The sequence below is a fragment of the Pseudomonas sp. SM4 genome (assembly GCF_051913165.1).
In the GTDB taxonomy this organism is placed as follows: domain Bacteria; phylum Pseudomonadota; class Gammaproteobacteria; order Pseudomonadales; family Pseudomonadaceae; genus Aquipseudomonas.
Genome location: NZ_JBODOE010000003.1, coordinates 533,445 through 560,016 on the forward strand (window position 1 = coordinate 533,445; position 26,572 = coordinate 560,016).

At 57.1% G+C, this 26,572-nt stretch carries 23 protein-coding genes; 11 read left to right on the forward strand and 12 right to left on the reverse strand.

Features of this window, described 5'->3' with window-relative positions; genetic code table 11:
* Positions 1 to 62: 62 nt before the first annotated feature.
* A complete protein-coding gene (locus tag ACQ4MY_RS08130) occupies positions 63 to 671 on the reverse strand; it encodes a TetR/AcrR family transcriptional regulator (RefSeq protein WP_440094715.1) in 609 nt (202 codons plus the stop codon).
* Between the two features lie 215 nt (positions 672 to 886).
* Here ACQ4MY_RS08130 and ACQ4MY_RS08135 point away from each other — a divergent pair, with 215 nt between their 5' ends.
* Positions 887 to 1,930 carry an MBL fold metallo-hydrolase gene (locus tag ACQ4MY_RS08135; RefSeq protein ID WP_440094717.1) on the forward strand — a complete coding sequence of 348 codons (1,044 nt, stop codon included), beginning with the start codon at positions 887 to 889 and terminating at the stop codon, positions 1,928 to 1,930.
* 12 nt (positions 1,931 to 1,942) lie between these two features.
* Here the strand turns inward: ACQ4MY_RS08135 and ACQ4MY_RS08140 are convergent, their stop codons facing one another.
* From ACQ4MY_RS08140 to ACQ4MY_RS08155, 4 genes are all read right to left on the reverse strand, one after another.
* Complete coding sequence (locus ACQ4MY_RS08140) at positions 1,943 to 2,263, reverse strand: helix-turn-helix domain-containing protein (protein ID WP_440094718.1); 321 nt, start codon at positions 2,261 to 2,263, stop codon at positions 1,943 to 1,945.
* Positions 2,250 to 2,618, reverse strand: coding sequence for a type II toxin-antitoxin system RelE/ParE family toxin (locus ACQ4MY_RS08145; RefSeq protein WP_045123223.1), 369 nt, complete (start codon positions 2,616 to 2,618; stop codon positions 2,250 to 2,252). The genes ACQ4MY_RS08140 and ACQ4MY_RS08145 overlap by 14 nt, the downstream gene beginning before the upstream one ends.
* Before the next feature lie 42 nt (positions 2,619 to 2,660).
* Positions 2,661 to 2,978, reverse strand: coding sequence for a hypothetical protein (locus tag ACQ4MY_RS08150; protein ID WP_008084866.1), 318 nt, complete (start codon positions 2,976 to 2,978; stop codon positions 2,661 to 2,663).
* A 93-nt stretch (positions 2,979 to 3,071) separates the two neighbouring features.
* A complete protein-coding gene (locus ACQ4MY_RS08155; RefSeq protein WP_440094720.1) occupies positions 3,072 to 3,839 on the reverse strand; it encodes an AraC family transcriptional regulator in 768 nt (255 codons plus the stop codon).
* Positions 3,840 to 3,951: 112 nt separating this feature from the next.
* Here ACQ4MY_RS08155 and ACQ4MY_RS08160 point away from each other — a divergent pair, with 112 nt between their 5' ends.
* The 3 genes from ACQ4MY_RS08160 to ACQ4MY_RS08170 all read left to right on the forward strand — a co-directional run bounded on the left by ACQ4MY_RS08160 (position 3,952) and on the right by ACQ4MY_RS08170 (position 7,328).
* Positions 3,952 to 4,767 carry a sulfite exporter TauE/SafE family protein gene (locus tag ACQ4MY_RS08160; RefSeq protein ID WP_440094721.1) on the forward strand — a complete coding sequence of 272 codons (816 nt, stop codon included), beginning with the start codon at positions 3,952 to 3,954 and terminating at the stop codon, positions 4,765 to 4,767.
* Positions 4,768 to 4,857: 90 nt separating this feature from the next.
* Positions 4,858 to 6,006, forward strand: coding sequence for a hypothetical protein (locus tag ACQ4MY_RS08165; protein ID WP_440094722.1), 1,149 nt, complete (start codon positions 4,858 to 4,860; stop codon positions 6,004 to 6,006).
* 125 nt (positions 6,007 to 6,131) lie between these two features.
* Complete coding sequence (locus ACQ4MY_RS08170; protein ID WP_440094724.1) at positions 6,132 to 7,328, forward strand: hypothetical protein; 1,197 nt, start codon at positions 6,132 to 6,134, stop codon at positions 7,326 to 7,328.
* A gap of 3 nt (positions 7,329 to 7,331) precedes the next feature.
* Here the strand turns inward: ACQ4MY_RS08170 and ACQ4MY_RS08175 are convergent, their stop codons facing one another.
* From ACQ4MY_RS08175 to ACQ4MY_RS08200, 6 genes are all read right to left on the reverse strand, one after another.
* Positions 7,332 to 8,318 (reverse strand): hypothetical protein, encoded by a 987-nt coding sequence (locus ACQ4MY_RS08175; RefSeq protein WP_440094726.1) that lies wholly within the window; start codon positions 8,316 to 8,318, stop codon positions 7,332 to 7,334.
* Between the two features lie 61 nt (positions 8,319 to 8,379).
* Positions 8,380 to 8,715 carry a hypothetical protein gene (locus ACQ4MY_RS08180; RefSeq protein WP_440094728.1) on the reverse strand — a complete coding sequence of 112 codons (336 nt, stop codon included), beginning with the start codon at positions 8,713 to 8,715 and terminating at the stop codon, positions 8,380 to 8,382.
* A 136-nt stretch (positions 8,716 to 8,851) separates the two neighbouring features.
* Positions 8,852 to 9,565, reverse strand: coding sequence for an HNH endonuclease (locus ACQ4MY_RS08185; RefSeq protein ID WP_008084852.1), 714 nt, complete (start codon positions 9,563 to 9,565; stop codon positions 8,852 to 8,854).
* Positions 9,566 to 9,678: 113 nt separating this feature from the next.
* On the reverse strand, positions 9,679 to 10,212 hold the full coding sequence (locus tag ACQ4MY_RS08190) for a BRO-N domain-containing protein (RefSeq protein ID WP_440094730.1): 534 nt from the start codon (positions 10,210 to 10,212) through the stop codon (positions 9,679 to 9,681).
* 348 nt (positions 10,213 to 10,560) lie between these two features.
* Positions 10,561 to 11,811, reverse strand: a complete 1,251-nt coding sequence (locus tag ACQ4MY_RS08195) for a ribonucleotide-diphosphate reductase subunit beta (RefSeq protein ID WP_008084848.1) — start codon at positions 11,809 to 11,811, stop codon at positions 10,561 to 10,563.
* A gap of 564 nt (positions 11,812 to 12,375) precedes the next feature.
* Positions 12,376 to 12,636 (reverse strand): DUF2790 domain-containing protein, encoded by a 261-nt coding sequence (locus ACQ4MY_RS08200; protein ID WP_008084846.1) that lies wholly within the window; start codon positions 12,634 to 12,636, stop codon positions 12,376 to 12,378.
* 448 nt (positions 12,637 to 13,084) lie between these two features.
* Here ACQ4MY_RS08200 and acs point away from each other — a divergent pair, with 448 nt between their 5' ends.
* The 7 genes from acs to argR all read left to right on the forward strand — a co-directional run bounded on the left by acs (position 13,085) and on the right by argR (position 21,258).
* The gene (gene acs / locus ACQ4MY_RS08205) at positions 13,085 to 15,040 is read left to right on the forward strand and encodes an acetate--CoA ligase (RefSeq protein ID WP_034153332.1); all 1,956 of its coding nucleotides are present in this window, start codon (positions 13,085 to 13,087) and stop codon (positions 15,038 to 15,040) included.
* A gap of 813 nt (positions 15,041 to 15,853) precedes the next feature.
* Positions 15,854 to 16,627: an ABC transporter substrate-binding protein gene (locus tag ACQ4MY_RS08210; RefSeq protein WP_158833097.1), complete on the forward strand. Its 774-nt coding sequence runs from the start codon at positions 15,854 to 15,856 to the stop codon at positions 16,625 to 16,627.
* A 90-nt stretch (positions 16,628 to 16,717) separates the two neighbouring features.
* Positions 16,718 to 17,407 (forward strand): ABC transporter permease, encoded by a 690-nt coding sequence (locus ACQ4MY_RS08215; RefSeq protein ID WP_201149067.1) that lies wholly within the window; start codon positions 16,718 to 16,720, stop codon positions 17,405 to 17,407.
* A complete protein-coding gene (locus ACQ4MY_RS08220) occupies positions 17,404 to 18,102 on the forward strand; it encodes an ABC transporter permease (protein WP_008077928.1) in 699 nt (232 codons plus the stop codon). The genes ACQ4MY_RS08215 and ACQ4MY_RS08220 overlap by 4 nt, the downstream gene beginning before the upstream one ends.
* Before the next feature lies 1 nt (position 18,103).
* Positions 18,104 to 19,216, forward strand: coding sequence for a M14 family metallopeptidase (locus tag ACQ4MY_RS08225; RefSeq protein ID WP_440094733.1), 1,113 nt, complete (start codon positions 18,104 to 18,106; stop codon positions 19,214 to 19,216).
* A gap of 27 nt (positions 19,217 to 19,243) precedes the next feature.
* On the forward strand, positions 19,244 to 20,008 hold the full coding sequence (locus ACQ4MY_RS08230) for an ABC transporter ATP-binding protein (protein ID WP_003227281.1): 765 nt from the start codon (positions 19,244 to 19,246) through the stop codon (positions 20,006 to 20,008).
* 269 nt (positions 20,009 to 20,277) lie between these two features.
* Complete coding sequence (gene argR, locus ACQ4MY_RS08235; protein WP_440094736.1) at positions 20,278 to 21,258, forward strand: transcriptional regulator ArgR; 981 nt, start codon at positions 20,278 to 20,280, stop codon at positions 21,256 to 21,258.
* 24 nt (positions 21,259 to 21,282) lie between these two features.
* On the opposite strand, the gene ACQ4MY_RS08240 is transcribed toward argR, so the two are convergent.
* A complete protein-coding gene (locus ACQ4MY_RS08240) occupies positions 21,283 to 26,328 on the reverse strand; it encodes a dermonecrotic toxin domain-containing protein (protein ID WP_440094738.1) in 5,046 nt (1,681 codons plus the stop codon).
* Positions 26,329 to 26,572 lie beyond the last annotated feature (244 nt).

The following is a 26,572-nucleotide window of genomic DNA, read 5'->3' on the forward strand; positions in this document are numbered from 1 at the left end:
GTGTCCTTCCGAGCCATTTAATGGAGGGCTTGCGCAGGAGAGGGGGGATTTCAGAGCGCGTTTCAGCGCTGGTAATGCGCCAGAAACATGTCCAGCGCCGATTCGGCCACGGTGTTTTGCATCTCGGCATCGAGGGCGGCGCGGCCCATGGACATCTGCGGCCAGAACCCGAAGGTCTTGAGCAGGCCCTGCAACTGATGCGCCGCGAACTCCGGGTCAACCGGTTTCAAGCGGCCATCGGCTTGCGCTGCTCGAATCCACACCGTCAGGCCTTCTTCGCGTTCACCCATGCGCTCGACCATGTTTTGCGCACGCTCGGGCGAATGAATCGTCGCGGCAATTGCTACCCGCGCCAGTGTCAGAAAATTCTCGTCCGCCATCATCTGCACCTTGGCCTGCAGCATCTGACGTAGTTGCTCGCGCAGCGGCTGATCGCGGTTGTAGCTGACCGACTGCTCGGCGCTGATGCGCGCCCACAACTGGTTGAGAATCTCGGCGAACAGCTCTTCTTTGCTGGGGAAGTGGTTGTACACCGTGCGCTTGGACACACCGGCAGTGGCGGCGATCTTGTCCATGCTGGTGACCTCGAAACCATTGGCCCGGAATTCGGCAATCGACGCCTGAATAATGGCTTCGCGTTTGCGGTCGGTGAGTCGCTGTGGAGCTGTCATAAGTACGCTTCGGCAGTGAAAAAATGAAATTACACTTGGCAGTTTACTTGTCGCCGGGTTTGATGCAACCTAGAAACTACACCGATGAGTGTAATGTTGCGTTAGTCCTCGCAACTTAAAAACCCGTATGTTCGGCCACTGCGTGCAGCCATGGCCATTTATCGTCCCACCGTGGAAAACCGTGAATTGTGCGGTTCTCCTGGAGTCACTCAGACATGGCCCATTCCAATTCCGCTTCTACGCCTGAAGCCTCGCGCCAGGCTCAAGGACTGTTCCGCAATCATGCGCCGGTGCAGCGCGAAGGCCTGCGCAAAATGCTTCGAATCATGTGGAACATGATCTTCCACAAACCGCGCGACACCCGGCCCGCGTCGGCGATTCCGGTACAGCCGCTGACCCGCGAAGACCTCCTGGCGGCGCCAAACCACAGCGTCTACCGCCTCGGCCACTCGACACTGCTGCTGAAAATGCGCGACAAATTCTGGATTACCGACCCGGTCTTTGCCGAACGCGCCTCGCCGGTGCAATGGGCCGGGCCGAAACGCTTTCACCAGCCACCGATCAGCCTCGACCAATTGCCGCCGATCGAAGCGGTGATCCTTTCGCACAACCATTACGACCACCTCGATTACCAGGCGGTGTTGGCACTGGCCGCGAAAACCACTTACTTCCTGACCCCGCTGGGCGTCGGCGACACCCTGATCAAATGGGGCATCGACGCCAGCCAAGTGCGTCAGTACGACTGGTGGCAGGGCGCGGAAATCGGCGGCATCCGCTTCGTCGCCACACCCTCGCAGCACTTCTCCGGCCGTGGCCTGTTCGACGGCAACAGCACGTTGTGGGCGTCCTGGGTGATGATCGACGGCGACACGCGAATCTTCTTCAGCGGCGACAGCGGCTACTTCGACGGCTTCAAACGCATCGGTGAACAGTACGGCCCGTTCGACCTGACCTTGATGGAAACCGGCGCCTACAACGTCGAATGGCCGCACGTGCACATGCAGCCGGAAGAAACCTTGCAGGCGCACCTCGACCTCAAGGGGCGGTGGCTGCTTCCAATCCACAACGGCACGTTCGACCTGGCGATGCATGCCTGGCATGAACCGTTCGACCGGATTCTGGCGCTGGCGTGGGAGCGCAGTGTTTCGATTACCACGCCGCGAATGGGCGAGGCGTTTAACCTGGCGCAGCCGCAGCGTGGAGAGGCGTGGTGGTTGGCGGTTGACGGCGCTGATGAGGCGGTGGTGCAGGGGGCCTGACGACATTAAGCATCAAGCAAACACCACTTCAATTCGGCCCTCTTTTCGGGAACGGGGGGCCGCCTTAACCACGATTTGCACATCTCGTCCGAGATGAGAAAGGCACTCCATCATTTTGGCCTCGCTGATACCGCGAAATTTTCCGCGCAGCATTTCGGATAGTTTGGGTTGTGAAAGTCCCAAAATCTCCGAGGCCTGAATTTGAGTGAGATGGCGTGCCTTGATGATCTCGCCGATCTTTGCCGCCAACTGGGCTTTGACCTGCATTTCGCTGGAATCAGGCAAGCCAAGATCTTGGTAGACATTCCCGCTACCTTGTTCAATTTCTATCATTTTCTGATCCTTTCGCATGATCCTGAGCGGCTCGAAGTCTGCTTCGGATCAGATCGATGTCGGCCTGAGCGGTTTTAATTCCACACTTCGACTTCTTCTGAAAACAGTGCAAAACGTAAATTGCACTGCCGAAACGAACCGTATAAATGGCTCGGTAGGTGTTGGTGTCGAAGTCTTCAATCAACTCCAGTACACCCGCACCCCCAAATCCTTTCAGGGGTTTTGCATCTGGATGCTTGAAGCCAGTTTGGGCTAAATCCAATGCGTAACCAAAAACATCCTGTATCTCTATGGGCATCTGTTTTAGATCTTTCTTGCTGCTACAGACCCACAAGAGCGGCTTCCTTGCACTCATGCGAAAATATACCTATATAGGGATAAATATCAAACAGTCTTTTCAATCAGCCATCGCAAAGTCACCACGCTCGACGGCATTCTGCTGCATCCCTTGTGGATTCAATTTACGCCCCGGCGCAAACCCGGGAAAGAACACCAACCCCTGCGCCTCCAGGCGATAGGCCAGTGCCAGACGCGCCGCATCGGCCACGTCTTGCTGCGCCTCAAAACGCTGAATGTCTTCTACCGAAACCTGGGATTCACGCGACAACTGTTCGGTGCTCCAGCCCAGCATCGCTCGGGCCTGGGCGCAATGCGTCGGGGTGAACTGGAAAAGCGCAATATGTTCGAGAATGAGGTTCATCGCAGAAGTGGCCATGGTGTGCTCCGGGCTCAAGCGTGCTGATTGAAAATGTACTGTGTTTTTGTACAGTTGTTTTCGGCCGGGATCAAACGCATTTTTTGATTTGTCCTAGTTCTCCGTCTGCAACCAGACGGACGGTGCCTGTCCCAGCACCCGGCGAAACATCGTCGAGAACGCCGCCGGGCTCTCATAACCGAAGTCCAGCGCGATCCGCGTCACCGCTTCGCCCGCCGCCAGTCGGGCCAGCGCAAGCACCACGCAGGCACGTTGGCGCCACTGGCTGAAACTCAACCCGGTCTGCTGGCGAAAGAGTCGATTGAAGGTGCGCAAGCTTACGTGCAACTGGTCCGCCCACTGTTGCGGTGTTTGATGCGCATTGGGTTGATGCAGAAAGCTCTGACACAGTGCCAGCAGTTTTCCGTCAGCCGGCAGTGGAATGTGCAAGGGCAGGGGCGCACTGCGCGTCAGTTCATGCAGGAGCAAATCGATCAACACACCATCGCGGCCCGCCTCGTCATAGACCAACGGCAACTCCACCGCTTCCATCAGCAGATGCCGCAACAGCGGCGACACACTGATCACCTGGCAACGTTCACCCAAATCCACCGCACCCGGTTCGATGTACACGCTGCGTGTGCTGACCCCAAGCATCAACACCTCATGCGCCACCCCTGGCGGAATCCACACCGCTCGTTGCGGCGGCACCACCCAGTTGCCGTCATGGGTGCTGACCTGCATCACCCCGGTCGCGCCATAGAGCAATTGCGCGCGTCGGTGCGTATGAAACGGCAGCAGATGTCCGTAGGAGTAATCCGTGCCGATCGCCACCACCGCGCGCGGCGAGTCATCCAGCAGATTGATCGAAACATTGCGCATCGAGCGATTCTCAAGGGTTGGCGTAAACGCAAACATTATTGGCTGAGTTGCTGAAGCAGGCCAAGACGTCCCGCTCTATCTTCGTGAGCCTTCCCTAAAAGGACGCCGCGAAATGTTCTACCTCTTGCTCACATGCTTCGGCTGCATGACCGGCATCACCGCCGTGCTGTTCGGCTTCGGCGGCGGCTTTGTCGTCGTGCCGCTGCTTTACCGTCTACTCAGCGCCAGCCACGGCGTCGACGACCCGATCGGCCAATCGGCAATGCACATCGCCGTCGCCACCTCGACCTGCGTGATGATCGTCAACGCCCTGATCGCCACCGACAAACATCGCCGCGCCGGCAATCTCATCCGCCATTACCTGTGGCCATTGGGTGGGTTTATTGCCGTGGGCTCAGTGGTCGGCGCAATAGCGGCGGTGTGGGTCAGTGGCGAGGTGATTCGCTACGCGTTCATCGCCTACCTCGGCGTGACCATTGTCGACTGCGTGCTCAGGCGCGGATTTCTCACTCAGAGCGCAGACGTCATCCCACGCCGACTTGGCAGCACGGAAACTTCCGCAGGCGGTGTAGGCATCGGCGCCATCGCGACGTTTCTCGGTGTAGGAGGCAGCGTCATGACCGTGCCGCTGTTGCGCCGTTGCGGCTTGAGCATGTCGCAAGCGACGTCCATGGCCAACCCGCTGAGCGTGCCGGTGGCACTGGCGGGAACGCTGACGTACATGGCGCTAGCCGGGTTCAGTCAGGCTGAGTTGGGCGCCTGGTTTGTCGGGTACGTGGATTTGCTGGCGTTTGCGCTGCTGACGTTGGGTTCGTTGTTGGGAATCAGATTGGCCACGCCTTGGATCGGGCGGATTCCGGATCGGGTGCATGCGCGGGTGTACATCGGGCTGTTGCTGATGGTGATGATCAGCATGTGCTTGAGTTGAAGGCGACAGCGCTCGATTCTCCCGCGCAACCTCGACATAATCCGCAACTTCTTTTTGCGAGCAGTTGCTCGTTTATTCAAGGATGAAGTGATGTTCCGAGGACTGTTACGCCTTTTCGCTGTTCTTTTTCTGACGGGGTTGTTTGTCTCGACTGCAACGTGGGCCGACAACGGCGCGCAGGTGTACACGGGCACCTTGGGTAAAGCGGCCATCGTCCTCGAAATAAATACTCGCATTGGAGAAGGTCGTTACTTCTATAAGAAGTACCGCAAGGATCTGCCACTCGACGGTGCCCTGGACGGGGAAACACTGGTGCTGGAAGAAGGTTCGCGGATGGAAGACTCGCGCCCGACCCTTCGTCTGCAGCCGACAACTCATGGTTGGTATGGCGAGTGGACGAGTACCGCTGGGAAAGTCCTGAAGGTCGAGTTAGAACCAGCCGTCATCCCCGATGTACCCGACGATGCCTTGCCCTTTTTCACCACACTTCACGACAAGTACCCTTACGAATATCTGCGGCTGCAAGGCGTAACACTCAAGAAAGGCAAGACCGACACCTTCATGGGCTACACGCTGCAGTGGTGGACCGAGCCGAAGACAGACACTTCTCTGTTCGAAGTGGTGACCGGTTACTCCCTCGAAGAGCGTCGACGTATCAACCAAAAATTGATGGCGCGTTTGTGGGGCGAAGTGTTGTCGTCTTATGGCTGTTCTGGAAGTTATGCGCAATGGAGCCAGCCACTGTACATGTCGTCCACAGTGATGAGTGTGGGGATTTCATCGGATTATTACTGTGGCGGCGCCTATCCGGATCAAAGCCACGACGCGCTCAACATCGATATCAAGACAAGCAAGCTTCTGACCCTTGATGATGTTTTGTGGGTGGGGCAGGGCAAGCCGTTGCACTACGAGGAATATGAAGATTTCGCCGCGGGCTCACCCGGCTCTTCGACAGCGTGGTCGAACTACCGCGCCACTGAACTGGCACCTTGGTTGGTCGCACAGTTGCTGAAACTCTACCCAACCGAAATGACCATCACCCCCGAGGGTGAAAACGACTGCGGCTATGACGAGAACTATCCCTGGCAATTTCCGGGTTGGCACTTCACGGAACAGGGCATAAAGATCGAGCCATCATTTGCGCACGTCGTGGCGGTCTGCGGATCAGTGGACTGGAGCGTTCTGCCGTACACACTCGTCAAACAACATCCGGGCGGGGTTGCACTGCAACTGCCTTGAGGCGGCGCTATCTTTCAAACGCAGCCCCTCGATTCCTGACCCCAACCCCGCCATAATCGCCGCGAATTTATCCGCGCCGGCCCTCAAATGCCGGCGCGGCCTCCGCCTCTTTCAAGGAACGATCAATGCTCAAGGGACTGATGCGCCTGGCAACCTGCGCTGCTGTGCTGTTCTCGCTGCTATCCACCGCGTACGCCGAAGACAACCGGCTGGTGTTCACCGGCACGTTGGGCAAAATGCCGATCGTTTTCGAAGTCGACACCAGTGACCCGGAGCAAGTCACCGGTCGCTACTTCTATGAGAAGTTTCACCGCGATCTAGAGCTTAACGGCACCTATAAAAATGACGTCTTGCTGCTCACAGAGGGCAGTGATCGTATGGAGCCGGGCAAGCCGTTACCGACGCTGAAACTGCAACAGATTGATGGCGGCTGGAAGGGCGAATGGCAAAATCCGAAAGGCAAAAAGTTGCCCGTATTGGTCACCGATACGCCACTTCCCGAAGTGCCAGCGAATGCATTGCCCTACATCGCCAAGTTGCCCAAGAGCGAGCCCTACGAATACCTACGGCTTCAGGGACTGAAACTCAAACCTGGTAAAAAGCAGGACTTCATGGGCTACTCCCTGCAATGGTGGGAAGAGCCTGATACCAAAATGTCCATGTTCAGCATCGAATCCGGGATGCCACAAGAAGATCTGCAACGGGTTAACCAGCAATTGCTCGGGCGCTTGTGGGACGAGGCCATCAGTTATTACGGTTGCCAGTTGCGAGGTCGCGGTTACGCCGAATTCCTTCAGGGCGTCACCCCGACATTTATCTCGCCCACTGTCATCAGCCTGAACATTTCCACCAGCTACGACTGCGGCGGTGCGCACCCAGACTTCGGTGATTCACCGCTCAACATCGATGTGAAAACCGGCCATCCGTTGTCGCTCGAAGACGTACTCTGGGTGGGCGAGGGTCAGCCAATCCTTCATGCTGATCGCTACAGAGGCGGTGACCAGCCATTGACCGAGGCCGAAGACGCCGCGCGCTCAAAGTATCAACGCGAAGTCTTCGGGCCGTGGCTGATCAAACAACTCACCGCGCTGTACCCGGATGAAATGAAGAAACCGGCCGGCGGAGATGAAGACAGTTGCGACTTCACCAATGAAGACAATTGGGGTTATTCCAACTGGCGCTTCACCGAAAAAGGTTTGTACATCGGAGCGTACTTCGCCCGCATAGAACGAGACTGCGATTCACCCGATTGGTCGATCCTGCCGTACTCCCTCGTCAAACAACACCCCGGCGCCGTCAAACTGCAACTGCCCCAGGGCTAACCGTCACTCCAGCCCCGGCGCTTCACGAATAATGAAGTGATCCAGGTTCTCGATATTGGCATTGAAGACCTCGAAAGGCTTTTCGGGGTTCTTCTTGCCGGGCACCTGCTTCAACTCCGGCGTCACCCCATAGAAGAAACAGAACAACGCCTTGTCGCTATCCGCCGCGTGCTTGATCTCCTCCAGAAACGCCTTGCGTTTGCGGTAGTTGTCGATCAGCTTCTTGTTCAGATAAACGCTGACCGGATATGGCTTCTTCTTACTGTCCTCGGGCTTCTTGAACCAGACCTTGTCCTCGAAATCGATACGAAAACTGGCACTGTGGAAGTCCTCGATCTTCTTGATCCGCCCCCAGTAAATCAGCCCCTTGTTGTCCGTCAGATACTCAATCTTCTTGAAGAACGAACTGTACGGCGCCGAATGCTCGCCGACCTTCAACGGCATGCGCTTGAGCAACTCCTTGTCGGCGAAGTTCGAAACAAAACACTCCACCGGATGCGCAAACACACTGGTCTTGTCCGGCGCCGACTCACGACTCACCGACTCTTTACCACTGTCCGCCGCCACTCGAACCGGATCATCGCGCAACACATCCGCCGCCCCCGCTGGCGCGACGGGCTTGCGCACATACTCACGCCGGGTCAGCAACAACTCCGATGGGAAGTGCTCCTCACGCCCGTCATCCACCTCGCCATCCGCCGTCTCAACACCAGACGCTGAAGCCTTCAAACTCACATACGGACAACCCGCCACATGCTGCGTAGTGGGCAGATTCTTGAAGTGCGGCGTGCGCACATAATTCACGTTCTTGGCGTTGAACGTGCCCAACTCGTTGGAAGCCTCGAATGCCGAACGACAGGCATCGTTGGGGCACTGGAAGTGTTCCTTCGCGGAATCGAAGGCCACCGTCTCATCGAAATTGAGATCGCGAACGTCATAGATCGACAACTTGTCGTCGAGGCTGAGGCAGTAGGCGAGATCGAATTTCATGGTGGGGCTCGGATCCTTGAGTGGGGGGAGGGGTATTAATAGCGGGCGGCGGCCCGGGTTACTAGTAATAGATCTCGCCACCCAGCATCAACAGAACAGCCAAAAAACCGAGATTGCCAAACAGGAAGGGCAGAATGGTAATGACGATTTGGACAACAACTGCGATTTTAAAGCCGGCGGACAGGCCATAACGCTTCCAGTAAATAACATGCAGCACCATGGTTAGTGCATTTGCGACCCAGACTGCTCCAACGGCCATGATTTCGTTCTTTTGAACGATACGTAGGGCCATATGCAGCAGGCAGAAAAAGACGATTAGAAATGAGGCGGTCAGGAGTCGGGATTGACCCGGGGTGGTCGAATTTTGCGTTGGTGGCTGCATGTGATGTTCGTCCATGTGCGTTTTCGAGAGTGCTCTCGGTCACGGTAAGCATTGTTCAGCAGCACACAAAAACTGTGGCGAGGGAGCTTGCTCCCGCTGGGCTGCGAAGCTGCCCCAAACCAGCAAATGCGGTTAGCAAGGCAACCGGCAATTATTCTTTTTCTAGTCTTCCAACGTTGTCATAAAGCCAAGCAGTGAATTCCGCTCTGTCGTCCGAATGATGGCAACGTTGGTGACAGTTGGGACACAACGCCACAACATTCGTGTCAAGGTCCGAACCCTTTTGCGACAGGTGCTTGACGTGATGCACTTCTAAAAACGGTTTCCCATCCTTTTCAAATGGCGCTGCTTTGCCACAACCTTCGCACTTTCCATCGGCTTGCTGACGAACCCAACCCCTCAATTCAGGATCGCGAAAGTAAACCTTTCTAGTCGAAGTCGTTTGGATAGGTGTTTTTATCCCTTTGGGGACGTAATCAAATTGCTTTTGCTCAAATTTAGCCGCGCGTTGCTCGAGCAATTCTTCGTCCGCCGTTGGCTCAGAATCTTCAAGTGTCAGAACGGTAGAAGCGTCAAGTGCCTTACGGATGCTACGCGTCACATTCGCACCAACATTCTTGGCAGGTTTGTAGCCTTCAATACGCTTTCTATCCATTTCGACCAACACGGTAGAAATGTTCTGCATCCGGAACTCGACAGAGCCTTTAGTCCGACCGGCTAACGGGCCTTCACGCAGGATTCGATTTTCCTCAGTCTTGACGAATTTCTGGCCGCTCTGCTCGCGTGCAAGCATCTTGAGATAGGCATCGACTGCCGCCTGAATCTCGACCTCACTCCAATCGCTGTTACTTTTATCCGTGTCCATACAATCGCCGAGGGTTAAAAACCCTCGGACGATACTGAGTGGCCATCACCTCTGTCTACGAAAAATCCTACAGAAAAAAGCGACAGATCCTGCGCGATCCTACAAACCCATCCCTAGCCCATCGAGTGCTTCGAGGACTGAAACACCTGCGCAACCCGTCGCCACCAGGGTTTCTCTAGAGAAGCTCGTCGTGGCTTCTGATCGTTCAACAGGTAAGGCATATCCCTTAGCCGAATCCAGCCCTCATCCTGCCAATGCAGCAAGCTCAACGTCATCTCCGGCCAATCCAACAAGCTCAACATTGGCCGATTCGAATCTCCTGAATCTGCAGCATCCCGCAAAGTTGGCACTACCTCATTGGTCAGCCACTCACGCAACAGCCGATTCCCCGGAACGTAGTGATAGACCAGCAGCGCATACACCCCGGATTCACTAAGCATCAGATGCTGTTCTGGTTCTCGAAAGTACTCAATCCACATAATGCGGCGTTGATCGCTATCTAGCTTATTGACCACCCGGTCATTCAGATGAAAACCAATCAAGCGGCCGACATCGCGGGCGGAAAACCAAGGCTGGTTTTCCCATAGAAGGGCATGTAAAAAAAGATTGTGGCGAGAGAAGACGGTTACCGAGCATGGATCAGACATATCTATGACCTCTACGTTATGGATTTTGGGAGGGCCTGACCCCAACGTAGAGTGGACTTAAGAAATCCCAACGAGCAGAGCAGTTGCCACCGACGAATTGCACGTCTGTGTCACTGACCAAGCTTTCTACGTTGGGCGTTTCTTAGGCACCTGCGATAGAGCTTAGTAGTGCTCGCAGCATGCTTCAATGGGAAGCGACTGTAAGTGCTGTAGGAGATTGAACGCTGTGGCGTAGGCCTAAAAAGGTTTACCTATCGCCCATAAAAAAGCCCCGATCAGATCGGGGCTTTTTGCTTTCTCGACTCGCCGACTCAGGCAGCAATCGTCAAATCGTGCCAAGCGAGACTATTAGTCCCAGCTCAACGCACCACCAGTTTGGTATTCGATCACGCGAGTCTCAAAGAAATTCTTCTCTTTCTTCAAGTCCATAATCTCGCTCATCCAAGGGAACGGGTTAGTCGTCCCTGGATATTCCTCTTTAAGGCCGATCTGCGACAAACGACGGTTAGCGATGAACTTCAGGTAGTCCTCCATCATCGCCGCATTCATGCCCAGTACGCCGCGAGGCATGGTGTCACGTGCGTATTCGATCTCCAGCTGCGTACCCTGCAGAATCATCTGGGTCGCTTCTTCCTTCATCTCAGCATCCCACAGGTGTGGGTTTTCGATTTTGATCTGGTTGATCACGTCGATGCCGAAGTTCAGGTGCATGGATTCGTCGCGCAGGATGTATTGGAACTGCTCGGCGACGCCGGTCATTTTGTTGCGGCGGCCCATGGAGAGGATTTGGGTGAAGCCGCAGTAGAAGAAGATGCCTTCCAGAACGCAGTAGTAGGCGATCAGGTTGCGCAGCAGTTCTTTGTCGGTGTCCGGGGTGCCGGTTTCGAACTTCGGATCGGAGATCGAGCGGGTGTACTTCAGGCCCCAGGCGGCTTTTTTAGCGACCGATGGGATCTCGTGGTACATGTTGAAGATTTCGCCTTCATCCATGGCCAGCGATTCGATGCAGTACTGGTAGGCGTGGGTGTGGATCGCTTCTTCGAACGCCTGGCGCAGGATGTACTGGCGGCATTCCGGGTTGGTGATCAGGCGGTACACGGCCAGGACCAGGTTGTTGGCAACCAGGGAATCGGCGGTGGAGAAGAAGCCGAGGTTGCGCATGACGATGCGGCGCTCGTCGTCGGTCAGGCCTTCCGGGTCTTTCCAGAGGGCGATGTCGGCGGTCATGTTGACTTCTTGCGGCATCCAGTGGTTTGCGCAACCGTCCAGATATTTCTGCCAGGCCCAGTCGTACTTGAATGGCACGAGTTGGTTGAGGTCGGCGCGGCAGTTGATCATGCGCTTTTCGTCAACGGCGACACGGGCGGAGGCGCCTTCGAGTTCGGCGAGGCCTTCGGCGACGTCGAGGGAGTTCAGTGCAGCCTTGGCGCGGGCGACAGCGGCCGAGTCGTCGGCGGTCACGGCGCGAGCTTCGATCGCGGCGGCACCGCCGGCGTTGTCGAGGCGGTCCATGTTGGCTTCAGTAGCGTGGCCGGCGTTGGCGCCTTTCACGGTTGCTACTTCACTGTCTTCTTTGTCGAATTCGTCCCAGCTCAGCATGACGTGTCGTCTCCTGCGTGAGGGCCTGTCGCCCGTGTGAAACCTGATTGGTTGGTTTTTCACACGGTCGTACAGACCGCGTTGGATCTAAAGGAATCGTTCTTTGCAGCAGCTAAACGCAGGCATCAAACAGAATTTTGTACGGGTTTCCGAGAGCCTCTGACGGGCGCAATCAGTGTTGGACACTGCTGCGGGGCTTCAGAATGGCTTTTGATCCCTGTAAGGGAATATTGCTGACCCGATTAGGGCGGCATTATAGGGAAAAAATTGTGCTCGTGGGGGAGGGCGAAAGCGCGCAGGGCGGTCGAGCGGGAGGGCGATTTGAGTCGGAGCGAGGGTTTACAGGGCTTTCGCGGATGTTGGCCCGTGAGAATTTTTTTTGATTAATTTTTTCGTCAGGCTTTGGTTGCTCAAGAAATGAGCAAAAAACCGCGTTTTTCACTATATCTTGTGTTTTGCAAGCCTTTTGCACGACTCCAGACACAACTGAGCCCGACCGAAGTCGGGCTGGAATCGACCCTCAAAGTTGCGCTGAGAGATCCAATTCGGTGCAGTCTCGAATCATCAATTGGTGCAGCCGTTGCCCATGACGCTGTAACGCAGGATGTGGCGCTGACCTTTGGAGTCGTCGTACTCCATTTTTGCCGGTACTACTTCGCAGACGTTCGGAATTTCACTCATCGATACAACGTTGGCGATGTCCAGGTGGGTCGAGTAAGTGTATTCCTCGATAACCGGTTGTTGCTGGGCGACATCAGTCGGGACCTCATCTGCCATGGCGGTTGCGCACAGACTGCTGAGGGCCAGAACCAATAAAGCTTTCATTTCAAATTTACCTTTTTGAGGTCGAGTGGGGTCACGCAACCTTTTTAGGGTTGCGTGTGGAACTTCATCGTTTGCGGTTGTTACTTGAGAGCTGGATTAACGGCCTTCGTGGGGGCTGTATCGTTGTTAATCGCGGTTGCCTTGTTGGCGAGGTGAATTTTAGGGAGTTGGGGCGGGGGTAAACAGAGCGGGTTTTGATAAACACCTTTGGCAGATTTGGTAACAATCCCCCAAATCCACCTCAATCCCCTGTAGGAGCTGCCGAAGGCTGCGATCTTTTGATCTTGCACCTAAAGATCAAAGTCAAAAGATCGCAGCCTTCGGCAGCTCCTACAGGGGGGGTGTGGGTGGGGGAGGGGTTGTTACTACCATCGTCGAATGGTTCTATGGGGCCGGCCCGGCTACAACGGGGTCATACAAAAACAACTATTACACCGAGGTAGGAAAGATGAGTGCGGCTTCTCTGTATCCCGTTCGTCCCGAGGTTCTGGCTAACACGCTGACTGACGAGGCGACCTACAAAGCCATGTACCAGCAGTCGGTCGTCAACCCTGACGGTTTCTGGCGCGAGCAAGCTCAGCGTCTCGACTGGATCAAACCTTTCACCACGGTGAAACAGACTTCCTTCGACGATCACCATGTCGACATCAAGTGGTTTGCCGACGGCACCCTCAACGTTTCCTACAACTGCCTCGACCGCCATCTGGCCGAGCGCGGCGATCAAGTCGCGATCATCTGGGAAGGCGACGATCCTTCCGAGAGCCGCAACATCACCTACCGCGAACTGCACGAACAAGTGTGCAAACTGGCCAACGCCCTGCGTGGTCAGGACGTACACCGCGGCGACGTGGTGACCATTTATATGCCGATGATTCCCGAAGCCGTGGTCGCCATGCTGGCCTGCACCCGGATCGGCGCGATTCACTCGGTGGTGTTCGGTGGTTTCTCGCCGGAAGCCCTGGCCGGTCGCATCATCGACTGCAAATCGAAAGTGGTGATCACCGCTGACGAAGGCATTCGCGCCGGCAAGAAGATTTCCCTCAAGGCCAACGTCGACGACGCGCTGACCAACCCGGAAACCAGCAGCATCCAGAAAGTCATCGTCTGCAAGCGCACCGGTGGCGACATCAAGTGGAACCAGCATCGCGACATCTGGTACGAAGACCTGATGAAAGTGGCGGGCACTGTTTGCGCGCCGAAAGAGATGGGCGCCGAAGAAGCACTGTTCATCCTTTATACCTCCGGCTCGACTGGCAAGCCGAAGGGCGTGCAGCACACCACTGGCGGTTATCTGCTGTACGCGGCGATGACCCATGAGCGCGTGTTCGACTACCGTCCGGGCGAGGTTTACTGGTGCACCGCCGACGTCGGCTGGGTCACCGGCCACAGCTACATTGTCTACGGCCCGCTGGCCAACGGCGCGACCACGCTGCTGTTCGAAGGCGTGCCGAACTACCCGGACATCACCCGGGTGGCGAAGATCGTCGACAAGCACAAGGTCAACATCCTCTACACCGCACCGACCGCGATCCGCGCGATGATGGCTTCGGGGCAAGCCGCTGTTGAAGGCGCGGATGGCAGCAGCCTGCGTCTGCTCGGTTCGGTCGGCGAGCCGATCAACCCGGAAGCCTGGGACTGGTACTACAAGAATGTCGGCAAGTCGCGTTGCCCGATCGTTGATACCTGGTGGCAGACCGAAACCGGCGGCAACATGATGAGCCCGCTGCCGGGTGCTCATGCGCTGAAGCCGGGTTCGGCGGCGCGTCCGTTCTTCGGTGTGGTGCCGGCGCTGGTCGACAACCTCGGTAACATTATTGAGGGCGAGGCTGAAGGCAATCTGGTGATTCTCGATTCGTGGCCGGGCCAGGCGCGCACGCTGTATGGCGATCACGATCGTTTTGTTGATACCTACTTCAAGACTTTCCGTGGCATGTACTTCACCGGTGACGGCGCGCGCCGTGATGCTGATGGTTACTACTGGATCACCGGGCGTGTCGATGACGTGCTCAACGTGTCCGGCCACCGTATGGGCACGGCCGAGATCGAGAGCGCGATGGTTGCGCATCCGAAAGTCGCTGAGGCGGCGGTGGTGGGTGTGCCGCATGACATCAAGGGGCAGGGCATTTATGTCTATGTCACGTTGAAGAATGGCGAGGAACCGACCGAGCAGCTGCGTCTGGAGCTGAAGAACTGGGTGCGTAAAGAGATCGGGCCGATTGCTTCGCCGGATGTGATCCAGTGGGCGCCGGGGCTGCCGAAGACGCGTTCGGGCAAGATCATGCGCCGGATTCTGCGCAAGATTGCCACGGCGGAATACGACGGGTTGGGGGATATCTCGACGCTGGCGGATCCGGGTGTGGTGCAGCATTTGATTGATACGCACAAGACGATGAATGTTGCTTAAGTAATGATCCACAGAAGCCCTGTCCGGTGATACCGGGCGGGGCTTTTTTGTGTCTGGAGGTTTTGGGGTGATCGGACCGGCCTCATCGCTGGCAAGCCAGCTCCCACAGGTTTTGTGGTGTGTTGGCAGTTTGTGGTCCTGCGCGGATTTGGGTTGATAGGGCTGGCCTCATCGCCAGCAGGCTAGCTCCCACAGTTTTTGTGGTGTGGCGGAAATTTCAGCTTCGCCGCATATCCCTGTGGGAGCTGGCTTGCCAGCGATAGCAATCTGTCAGGCAACTGTGTAGTCCACTGTCGGAACACAAGACCACCCAACCAATAATTATCGACCTGCGCCGTAAGCCGTTTCCCACTGTTACCCGCCGCCTTCTACGTAACCGAATGTGTAACCGCCCGCCCCGCGACGGGGCAAAGGGAAACGCATCGCCCCGTTTTAGAGCCTCCAAACCCCCAGTGAAAAATAAGACACAACGCTGCGCTTGCCGGATTAGAAGGGTTTGCGAATAATAGGCCCGCAATTTGCAGCATAGATCGGTTCACTGTCTTTCGCTCTTGCATGAAATTGCGGGGCTGTCAATGTGCCAAAGTCGCTTTCTCTGTGCATCTGTAATTAGTTGTCGCATTGAAGAAATATCGGCTTCCGGCCTGTCGTTAGAATGCCGATCACTCGCTCATCGTGGCTGATGTTGAAACCTCCCCAGGTTTCGACGGGAAATTTCCCACCGATGCAGCAACCGATTTCCCGATTCACCCATTCGCATATTGGGCTGTCGCTCACTCTGCCGTTTTTGCCCTTTACCGATGGAGTCCCGAGATGAAGAAACTTGTGCTGCTTGGCGCCCTGGCACTGTCCGTGCTGTCGCTGAATGCCTTCGCTGACGAAAAACCTCTGAAGATCGGTATCGAAGCGGCTTACCCTCCGTTCGCTTCGAAAGCACCGGACGGCAGCATCGTTGGTTTCGACTACGACATCGGCAACGCTCTGTGCGAGCAGATGCAGGTCAAGTGTGTGTGGGTCGAGCAAGAGTTCGACGGTCTGATCCCGGCACTGAAAGTGCGCAAGATCGACGCGATCCTGTCGTCGATGTCGATCACTGAAGATCGCAAGAAGTCGGTCGACTTCACCAACAAGTACTACAACACCCCGGCACGTCTGGTCATGAAGGCCGGCACTCAGGTCAGCGAAAACCTGAGCGAGCTGAAGGGCAAGAACATTGGCGTACAACGTGGTTCGATCCACGAGCGTTTCGCCCGCGAAGTCCTCGCGCCACTGGGTGCAGAGATCAAGCCGTACGGCTCGCAGAACGAAATCTACCTCGACGTGGCTGCCGGTCGCCTCGACGGTACCGTGGCTGACGCAACCCTGCTGGACGACGGTTTCCTGAAAACCGACGCCGGTAAAGGCTTCGCGTTCGTCGGTCCTGCGTTCACCGACGTCAAATACTTCGGCGACGGCGTAGGCATTGCAGTGCGCAAGGGCGACGCCCTGAAAGACAAGATCAACGCTGCCATCGCGGCCATCCGCGAAAACGGCAAATACAAAGCAATCCAGGACAAGTACTTCGCCTTCGATATCTACGGCAAGTAACACGTCTCTGCGACAAGTCCGAAATGGCGCAAGCAACAGGATCTCTGCGGTTTGCGCCATTTTTTCATCCCAACTTTCGAGGACTGAATCATGTTGAAAGGCTACGGGGCTGTCATCCTCGATGGCGCATGGCTGACGCTTCAGCTCGCCTTGTCGTCCATGGCTCTGGCCATCGTTCTCGGGCTGATCGGTGTCGCGTTGCGCCTGTCGCCGGTGCGCTGGCTGGCCTGGCTGGGCGATCTGTATTCCACGGTGATCCGCGGGATTCCCGATCTGGTGCTGATCCTGTTGATCTTCTACGGCGGTCAGGACTTGCTCAACCGCGTTGCGCCGCTGCTCGGCTTCAACGATTACATCGACCTGAACCCGTTGGCCGCCGGTATCGGCACCCTCGGTTTCATCTTCGGTGCGTACTTGTCGGAAACCTTCCGTGGCGCGTTCATGGCGATCCCGAAGGGCCAGGCCGAAGCGGGCATGGCGTACGGCATGAGCAGTTTTCAGGTGTTCTTCCGGGTGATGGTGCCGCAGATGATTCGCCTGGCGATTCCGGGCTTCACCAACAACTGGCTGGTACTGACCAAGGCCACCGCGCTGATTTCCGTGGTCGGTCTGCAAGACATGATGTTCAAGGCCAAGCAGGCGGCAGATGCCACCCGCGAGCCTTTCACCTTCTTCCTCGCAGTGGCGGCGATGTACCTGGTGATTACCAGTGTTTCGTTGCTGATCCTGCGTCAACTTGAGAAGCGCTACTCGGTAGGCGTAAGGGCGGCTGATCTATGATCTTCGACTACAACGTCATTTGGGAGGCCCTGCCGCTGTACCTCGGCGGCCTGCTGACCACCCTCAAACTGCTCGCGCTGTCGCTGTTTTTCGGTCTGCTCGCGGCCCTGCCGCTGGGGCTGATGCGCGTCTCGAAAAATCCGGTGGTCAACGGTGCCGCGTGGCTTTACACCTACGTGATCCGTGGCACGCCGATGCTGGTGCAACTGTTTCTGATCTACTACGGTCTGGCCCAGTTTGAAGCGGTACGCGAAAGCTTTTTGTGGCCATGGCTGTCCAGCGCAACGTTCTGCGCGTGCCTGGCCTTCGCGGTCAACACCAGCGCCTACACCGCTGAAATCATCGCCGGCAGCCTCAAAGCCACGCCGAACGGTGAGATCGAAGCGGCGAAAGCCATGGGCATGTCGCGCTTTAAATTGTACAAGCGCATCCTGCTGCCATCGGCCCTGCGCCGGGCACTGCCGCAGTACAGCAACGAAGTGATCATGATGCTGCAGACCACCAGTCTGGCGTCCATCGTGACCTTGATCGACATCACCGGCGCGGCCCGTACCGTCAACGCGCAGTACTATCTGCCGTTCGAGGCGTACATCACCGCTGGCGTTTTCTACCTCTGCCTGACGTTCATTCTGGTCAAGCTGTTCAAGTTGGCCGAGCGTCGCTGGTTGAGCTACCTCGCGCCGCGGAAGCACTGATATGGAACGCATCGACCACGTATTGCCGTGGAGCCATCTGGGCAGCGAGCGCAAGATTTCGGTGTTTCGCTTCGGGCATGGCGAGCGCAAGGCTTACATTCAGGCCAGCCTGCACGCTGATGAATTGCCGGGCATGCGCACCGCCTGGGAACTGAAAAAGCGCCTCGGCGAACTCGAAGCCAAAGGCTTGCTCAATGGGGTCATCGAGTTGGTGCCCGTTGCCAACCCGTTGGGCCTTGGGCAATTGCTGCAAGGCAATCATCAGGGGCGTTTCGAGGCAGGCAGCGGCAAGAATTTCAACCGTGATTTCGTTGAACTGAGCGCGCCGGTTGCGGCGGCTTTGGCTGACAGTCTCGGTGATGATCCGCACGCCAATGTGCGCCTGATTCGTCAGGCGATGGCCGATCATCTGGCGGCATTGCCGGAGGCGAGCAGCCAGTTGCAAGGCATGCAGCGCGTGTTGCTCAGCCATGCTTGCACCGCCGATGTGGTGCTCGATCTGCATTGTGATGCCGAAGCCGCGCTGCACATGTACGCGCTGCCGCAGCATTGGCCGCAGTGGCGTTCGCTGGCGGCGCACCTGAATGTGAAGGTTGGTTTGCTCGCGGAAGATTCCGGCGGCAGCTCGTTCGATGAAGCGTGCTCGTTGCCGTGGTTGCGTCTGTCGCGGCAGTTCCCCGATGCGCAGATTCCGCTGGCGTGCCTGGCGACGACGATTGAGCTGGGCGGTCAGGCCGACACCGGTCGCGCTGAGGCCGAGGCGTATGCTGAAGGCATTCTGGCGTTCCTCGCCGAGCAAGGTTTGATCACCGGCGAGTGGCCGAACCCGGCGCACGAAGCCTGTGAAGGCATGCCGTTCGAAGGCACCGAATTGCTCCTCGCGCCGCACCCTGGCGTGGTGAGTTTTCTGCGCAAGCCCGGCGAGTGGGTCGAGGCGGGCGACGAGATTTTTGAAGTGATTGATCCTGTGTCCGATCGGGTCAGCACGGTGTGTGCTGGTACCTCCGGGGTGCTGTTTGCCATTGAACGGCTGCGTTATGCCCAACCCGGTTTCTGGCTGGCCAAGGTGGCGGGGCGCGAAGCGCTGCGTCACGGGCGCTTGCTCAACGACTGACTGACTGTTTTTGTGAGAACCGACCGCATGTACAAACTTGAAGTCCAAGACCTGCATAAACGCTATGGCAGTCACGAAGTGCTCAAGGGCGTGTCCCTGAAAGCGGCAGCTGGCGATGTGATCAGCATCATCGGCTCCAGTGGCTCCGGCAAAAGTACTTTCCTGCGCTGCATCAACCTGCTTGAGCAGCCGCACGCGGGCAAGATTCTGCTCAACAACGAAGAGCTGAAACTGGTGGCGAACAAGGACGGCGCGCTGAAAGCCGCTGATCCGAAACAGCTGCAACGCATGCGTTCGCGCCTGTCGATGGTGTTCCAGCATTTCAACCTGTGGTCGCACATGACTGCGCTGGAAAACATCATGGAAGCGCCGGTCCACGTCCTCGGCGTGTCCAAGGCCGAAGCTCGTGAGAAAGCCGAGCACTACCTGAACAAGGTCGGCGTGGCCCATCGTAAAGACGCGTTCCCTGGGCACATGTCCGGTGGCGAACAGCAGCGTGTGGCGATTGCCCGTGCGCTGGCGATGGAGCCTGAGGTGATGCTGTTCGACGAACCGACCTCGGCGCTTGACCCGGAACTGGTGGGTGACGTGCTGAAAGTCATGCAAGCGCTGGCTCAGGAAGGTCGCACCATGGTTGTGGTGACCCACGAAATGGGCTTTGCCCGTGAAGTGTCGAACCAGTTGGTGTTCCTGCACAAAGGTGTGGTGGAAGAAAGCGGCAACCCGCGTGAAGTGCTGGTTAATCCGCAATCGGAACGTTTGCAACAATTCCTTTCGGGCAGCCTCAAGTAATTCAGGGCTGCCGGTATGCACCGGAATAGTGCATGCTTCGCAACCTGAAGGCTGGCTCCAATCCACTGTAGGAGCTGCCGAAGGCTGCGATCTTTTGATCTGTTTTTGAGGGTCAAAAGATCGCAGCCTCGTTTCACTCGTCAGCTCCTACATGGGAAAGGCATTTCATTCCGATGGTGGATCTGCGTCAGGCTCAAGATTTGTGTTCATTTACGGGCTAGCATTGGCCCATGCCTTCATCACTGTTTTTCGCTTCGGATTGCCCGCCCATGACTGCCCATCGAATTGGTTTCCTGATTTGGCCCAGCACTAAAGCGTTGACGCTGGCGCTGGCGGAGGAAGCCTTGCGTGTTGCTCAGCGGGTGCACCCGGACGTGGTTTACGAACTGTCGTTTCTGCAGGCCGAACCGCCGGCCGAAGGCGCCTGGCAACTGCCCGGTGAAGCGTGGGCCGGCAAGCTCGAAAACTTCCAGAAACTGTTCCTGCTCGCCGATGAGCCGCCGACCACGCTGGCCCCGGCGCTCAGCAGTGCGCTCAAGCAATTGGTGCGTGCCGGTACGGTCATCGGCGGTCTGTCCGCTGGTGTTTATCCGTTGGCGCAACTTGGTTTGCTCGACGGTTATCGCGCTGCCGTGCACTGGCGTTGGCAGGACGATTTCGCCGAGCGCTTCCCGAAAGTCATCGCCACCAGTCACCTGTTCGACTGGGATCGCGATCGCCTGACCGCGTGCGGCGGCATGTCTGTGCTTGATCTGTTGCTGGCGGTACTGGCCCGCGATCACGGTGCGGAACTGGCCGGCGCCGTTTCCGAAGAACTGGTGGTCGAGCGCATCCGCGAGGGTGGCGAGCGCCAGCGCATCCCGTTGCAGAACCGTCTCGGCTCCAGCCATCCGAAGCTCACCCAGGCGGTGTTGCTGATGGAAGCCAACATCGAAGAACCACTGACCACCGACGAAATCGCCCAGCATGTGTGCGTGTCCCGTCGACAGTTGGAGCGCATCTTCAAGCAATACCTCAACCGTGTGCCGAGCCAGTACTACCTGGAACTGCGCCTGAACAAGGCCCGGCAGATGTTGATGCAAACCAGCAAGTCGATCATCCAGATCGGCCTGTCGTGTGGCTTCTCCTCGGGGCCGCATTTCTCCAGCGCCTATCGCAATTTCTTCGGCGCCACGCCGCGGGAAGATCGCAACCAGCGACGCAGCAGCAGCCCGTTTGAATTGTCGTCGGTGCCGTCAGAGCGCGGGTGATCGCCGCGCGTCAGTCGGCGAAACCTACTCGTCGACTTCCGATCCGTCGGACGATGAAACCTCCATCTCTGCCTCGTTGATCGTGCTTTCGATGCCAAAGTCCATGCCGTGCTTGTTGAAGTAGGCGCGAAGGATGAGCTGGCTCTGCGCGTCGAACGGGTTGCCGCGTAAATTGATCGCCTCAGCGATCTCTCCGGGGAGTTCGAGTATATCGCTGGGCATTGCGCTGATGTGGTTTTCACTTAAATCAGCCTTGAGCAAATCCTTGAGCTGGAACAGGCCATCGGGTAGTTCACTGATGCCGGCGTTGTTGAGTATCAGATCCGTGAGCAAGGTCAGTTGCCGCAAGTCCGGTGCCAGCCCCAAGGGGTTGTAGCTCAAATCGAGCAATTCCAGATTGACCATTTCGCCCAAAGCCGCGACGTCGTGTGCGTTTAGACTGATGTTGCATTCAGTCAGGTACAGCGCGGTCAGATCACCCATTTTGAAGATTGCCTGGGGAATGTCGCCGAGTGAGAACTCGCGGATGTTCAGCGTTCTGAGCTTGGGGAAATGGTTGAGGAATTGATTGGCGCCTGTTGTCGCACCGTCTTCGCTGAGCAGCGTCAAGGTCGATACGTGACTGAAGTCCGCCGTCAATAGGGGTAAATCGCCGATGATGGTGGTCGGCAAATTGAGCTCGTACAGCGTTTCGCCCTGTTCACCGAGTTCGTCGAACTCGCTTTCCCTGCGCCAGCATTCCTCGACCAGCGTCTTGAATTCATCCCGTGCGGACTGTTCTTCTGCCAGTTCCTGGGCGGTGAAGGGGCTGTGCGTGAACGGGTTGATGTCGGGGATGTTGCCAGTCCATGCAGCCAAGTCGCTTTGCAGCGTCGAGTATTCGTTTTCCAGTCGGGTCAGTTCAAGTCGGGCATTCTCCGTGAGGCCGGGTAAGCGGTAGAAAAACTGACTGGCTTCTTTGACATTGAACAGCGAGTAAATCTGTCTTGTTCGAGCGATGTCGACCGGCTCGCTGAGCACTCCCAGGGTCTGTCCATGCTGATGAAAGTGCGCTCTGATCCGGTCACGTGTAGCGCGTGAAACAGGGTTGTGAGCAAACTCGAAACCGGACGTGGTTTCCGGTGGGTAATGAAAAAAATCCGGCGGTATTTCGCTGATCTGGTTGTTGCTGAAAATACCGGTGCTCAGCCGCGGATGATTCGACAACCCGTTCGGCAGATGGCTGATGCTGGTATCGGCCAGGTCGATGTAGGTCAGTTCGGTCATGGCTGTGATATCGGGTGTGCGTCCCAGGGGATTGCCGTAAAGATCCAATGCGCCGAGCGAGGTGAGTTTATTCAGCCTCTCTACCGCGACGTCATCGAGGCCGATGCCGCATTCAGCAAGGATCAGTTGGTGCAGATGTGGCATGGCGTCGAGGGCTTGGGGCAGTCGTGCGAGATTGAAGCTGCGGATTTCCAGATGCTGCAGTCTGGGAAACAGGTGCAGGAAAGCGTCAGTGCCTTGAGCGGCATTGCTACCTTCCAGCGAAAGATGGGTGACATGGCTGAAGTCTGCGGTGAGTGCTGGAAACTCGCCGATGACGGGGTGGGCAAAAATCAGCGATGTTCGCGCGTGAGGATCGGCCTCGTTGAACGTTGTGCGTTCGAGCCAGCAACTCAGCAGCGTTTCCTTGAATACCCGACGATCATTTTTGGCCTCGACTAAGGCTTCTGCGTCGAAGCGCATACCGGTCAAGGGATGTTGCGTCGGTGTTTGCGCGGTCCAGGTGTGCAGGTCGACACGCAGTTTCGCGAGTTCGGCAGTCAGGCGCGACAACTCGGCGAGTGGCCCGGCGGGGTGTATGGCCAGTCTTTGCATGAACGCCTGCAACTGCTCGAATGTGAACGCTGGGTTGAGCGTCATCGCCAGTTGTTCCAAGGGCGGTGCGATTGGATTGAATCGTCGGTAGGTACCGTTTCCTCCCGGCAAGCGCATGATCTGCGGGTCATAGAGGGGCTTTAGTTCGCGATGCAGCAGCAGGATATTTTTCAGCTCATCGCGGGGCAGGGCGTGATCACGGATGGCTTGCTTGAGTTTTGCACCTGCTCCGATGTGGATGCCCAGCGCATCGCGCGCGTGGTCTGGCAAGGCTTGCAATGCAGCATTGTAGAAATCAAGGGCCGCCGACAACGGTTGATCCTGTTCGTCGAAAGCCTGGTACTGACCGTCTTCGAGCAGCACCATGGTTTTGTGGAGAGTGGTATCGGTCGGGCCAATGCTGTCGCGCAGCGTGCCGTGAATGCCGTAGTCGCGAACGTCGATGCGCAAATTTTTCGGCCAGCCATGCAGACGTTCCATTGAATGCAAGGACAGGCGCTGGGTGTCCAGCGGGTTGATTGATTCCAGGTACAAACCCTCAAAAGCGCGAGCAGCGCGAACGTCCTCCAAGGCCCAGCGAGCCAGTTGCACGAGGCGCTTGGGAACCGGCATTTGTTTGAGTTGCTGACGCTCTTTGCCCGTTGCCGTGCGCAGTATTTCCCGGGCGACGCTGGTGGGCAGGCCGGGCGTTGTGTCGATGAGCTTGTGCGCCGCTGCGTCGGTGATGTGTTCAGCCGCTCGATAACGTGCTTCGAACAGGATGTTTCGGCGTTCGGCGGCGATGTTCGCCAGGGTTTTTCTCAACGCCTGAGCTCGCAGCGTAAGCCCTCTGGGAGGAAGACCGGGCTCCTCTCTGAGAAGTATCTTGAGTTCGCCCTCGTCGAGTTTCGCCAGTAGATTGGCGAGCAAATCACTTGATCCTGACGGGGAATGGCTCAGTTCAATCGCTGGCAATTGCGGGCGGCTGCTTTCCCATAGCGTCTTGCCCTGCAGATCAAGCAAGCGCAGGCTTTTAGTTTCTGGCCACGGGCAATGTTCGGTGAGCAATTGCAGTTGAGTGATTGGCTCGGCTTGTGAAAATTCTGCTGCGTGAGGGCTGTTCATCTGATCGATGAAATCGCGAATCTGCTTGTCGAGGTTGAAGCGCTTGAGGGTGTCCTCAAGCAGCGGCGGAAGCGGCTCGTGTTGCGCGTGAAATTTGCGCAGGACATCTTCGTGATAGCCGCTGCTGGCGAGCGCCTGCTCCAGTTCGCTGGGTGACAGGCTGTCGACCGTGTGGCCAATGCGTCGCAGCAGTTTGTCGCTGGACCAGGTGAGCGGGCGATCAAGCTCGGTTTGCCAGGTGCCGGTGTGGAAGTGTTCAAGCATCGGCGGGTAAGCATCGGCGCGTGTCGGGTGGTCGATGCGAAAACCTCTGGCGCCCGGATCGGATCTCACCGCAAACACTTTGTCGTCCAGTGGCAGCAGCAGTTTTCCATCGATCTGATGCAAGCCGTGTTGATCCGGCAGGGAGTCTTTGGTCAGCGAAATACCTTGTTCGTAGGGGGCTAGATCGGGTTTCCAGTAGAGTGTTTTTCCGTTCGGCGCGGTGATGGGTTTGAAGCGGTCGATAAAGCGCACGACATGCGGCGGCAGCAGGTTGCGAAACTCGCCGGCGACCAGCATGCCGCCGGCGGCGAATATGCCGAATTGCACGATCGATTCCACCGCATCCATCAGATGCAGAAAGGCTTCGGTGCGTTGCCCCTGTGCCCACTCGACAATGCCTTCGAAGGTCTCGTCAAGGAACTGATAAGCCATGTAGCCGAGCATCAGTTCACCCAGGAACGGCACGAACGGCGTGGCCACGAACGCAGCGACGGTCAGCAACGTTGTAGCGATGCTCATCAGAGCGTCCCAGAAGGCCCAGCGTACCTGCTGATCAACCAATGCCGTGGGCACGGCGAGGCTTTGTCCGTCGTTGAGTATCTTGTTCAACGCATTCTCGAATTGGTATTGCCATAGCAATGAATGAATGACGTCGGCGTGAAATTGCAGGTCGGGTTTTTCCACCGTGACTTCGCGCCAGGCGGGTCGTGGATCACCCGGTTGGTGCGCGAAATACTCAATGTGCGTGAGGCGTGCTTTGAGCGTGGAGAAGAAGCGACCGCGCTCGCTGTGAGCAATGAATTGACTGAAAAAATGCTGGTAGTCGTTGTGGCGCAACTGGCGCGTCAGTTCGGCGGCGAATGCAGCGCTGGAGGTGTATTCCTTGATCGGGTGTTCGGGGTCGTTCGGCACATAAGCAACCAGCCGGGTGACGCGTTCGCTGGTGTGCAGATCCGGCGCAAACACAATGATGCCGTGCAGTTGCGAAGACAGCAGCGACAGGCTGTGACCGCGCACTGTTTCGCCATCCAGCCGCATGCCTTGCAGGCCGTCGATCAAACCACCAATGAGGCGATAAAGATCTTCCTGTATGTCGTTGTTCATTCGGGCGTAGATCAGCGCCGATTTCAGTGCAGCCTTTTGGCTGACTTCGACATGCAAGCGCAGCGTGGCCGCCAGATTGGGCTGGTCGATGCCTAGATGTTGTTGCAAATGTTGTTGGTATTGCGCACCGAGATCGAGGCTTCGGCACAGTTTGATGAAGGTGTTTATCGACAGTGCCTGGCTGATATCCGCGAGGAGTTCAAATTGTTCGCGATCGTCTGGCTGGGTGATGAAGCAGGAATCGGAGTCAAAAGCATCCGTTTCGGTTTCATGGCTTTCGAAGTTGCGCAGTGCGGCGTCTAGCACGGACAGCGTCCAGATTCGGCTGGCGCCGGTAGAGAAGCCAAACCAAGGGTTCGTGACTGGAATGTAGAGGCGCACGAACGTGCTTTTGACGTCGAGTATCAGGCCGCATTGATCCTTGATCGCCGCTGCCAGTAACGGCGCAGCGAAGGCTTCGACGTCCTTGAGGTTGGTCAGCAGGTGATCCACCTGGTTCTGTGCCGCCCAGTGCTGGGCATTCAGCACACCTAACCGGGCGTGGTGCTGACGTGCGGAAGCCGCCAGCAGGGGCTCATGACGGGGGATTGCGCGTCGCAGGGCATGGCGTCGAAACGCCGAAGCGTTCGCCAGCCAATCAGGCGCGGCTTGGTGTAACGGCAGAAAATGCGTGTCGTTGTGCTCGGTATAGAGAGTATCGAGGCGGGCGGCAGGTTGCAGCGGTTGTGGCAGGTTCATGCGCTCATCCATTAGCGTGCGGAGAGCGCCCAGCAAAGCAGAAAAATATTTGTCATGTGCGGTACATAGTTACCGCACATTGAATTCCTCGATCAATTACCGTCGAGCCACCGCAGATCCCCTTGGGCAGTTTAAACTGCGCCTTTGCGACGCTATATGTCGCATTGCCGTAAACCCGGGAAAATCCGGGGTTTGCGCTATAAGAAGTTGTCGCTTGGCGGCAAGGCCGGGCTGAAAACTGTCC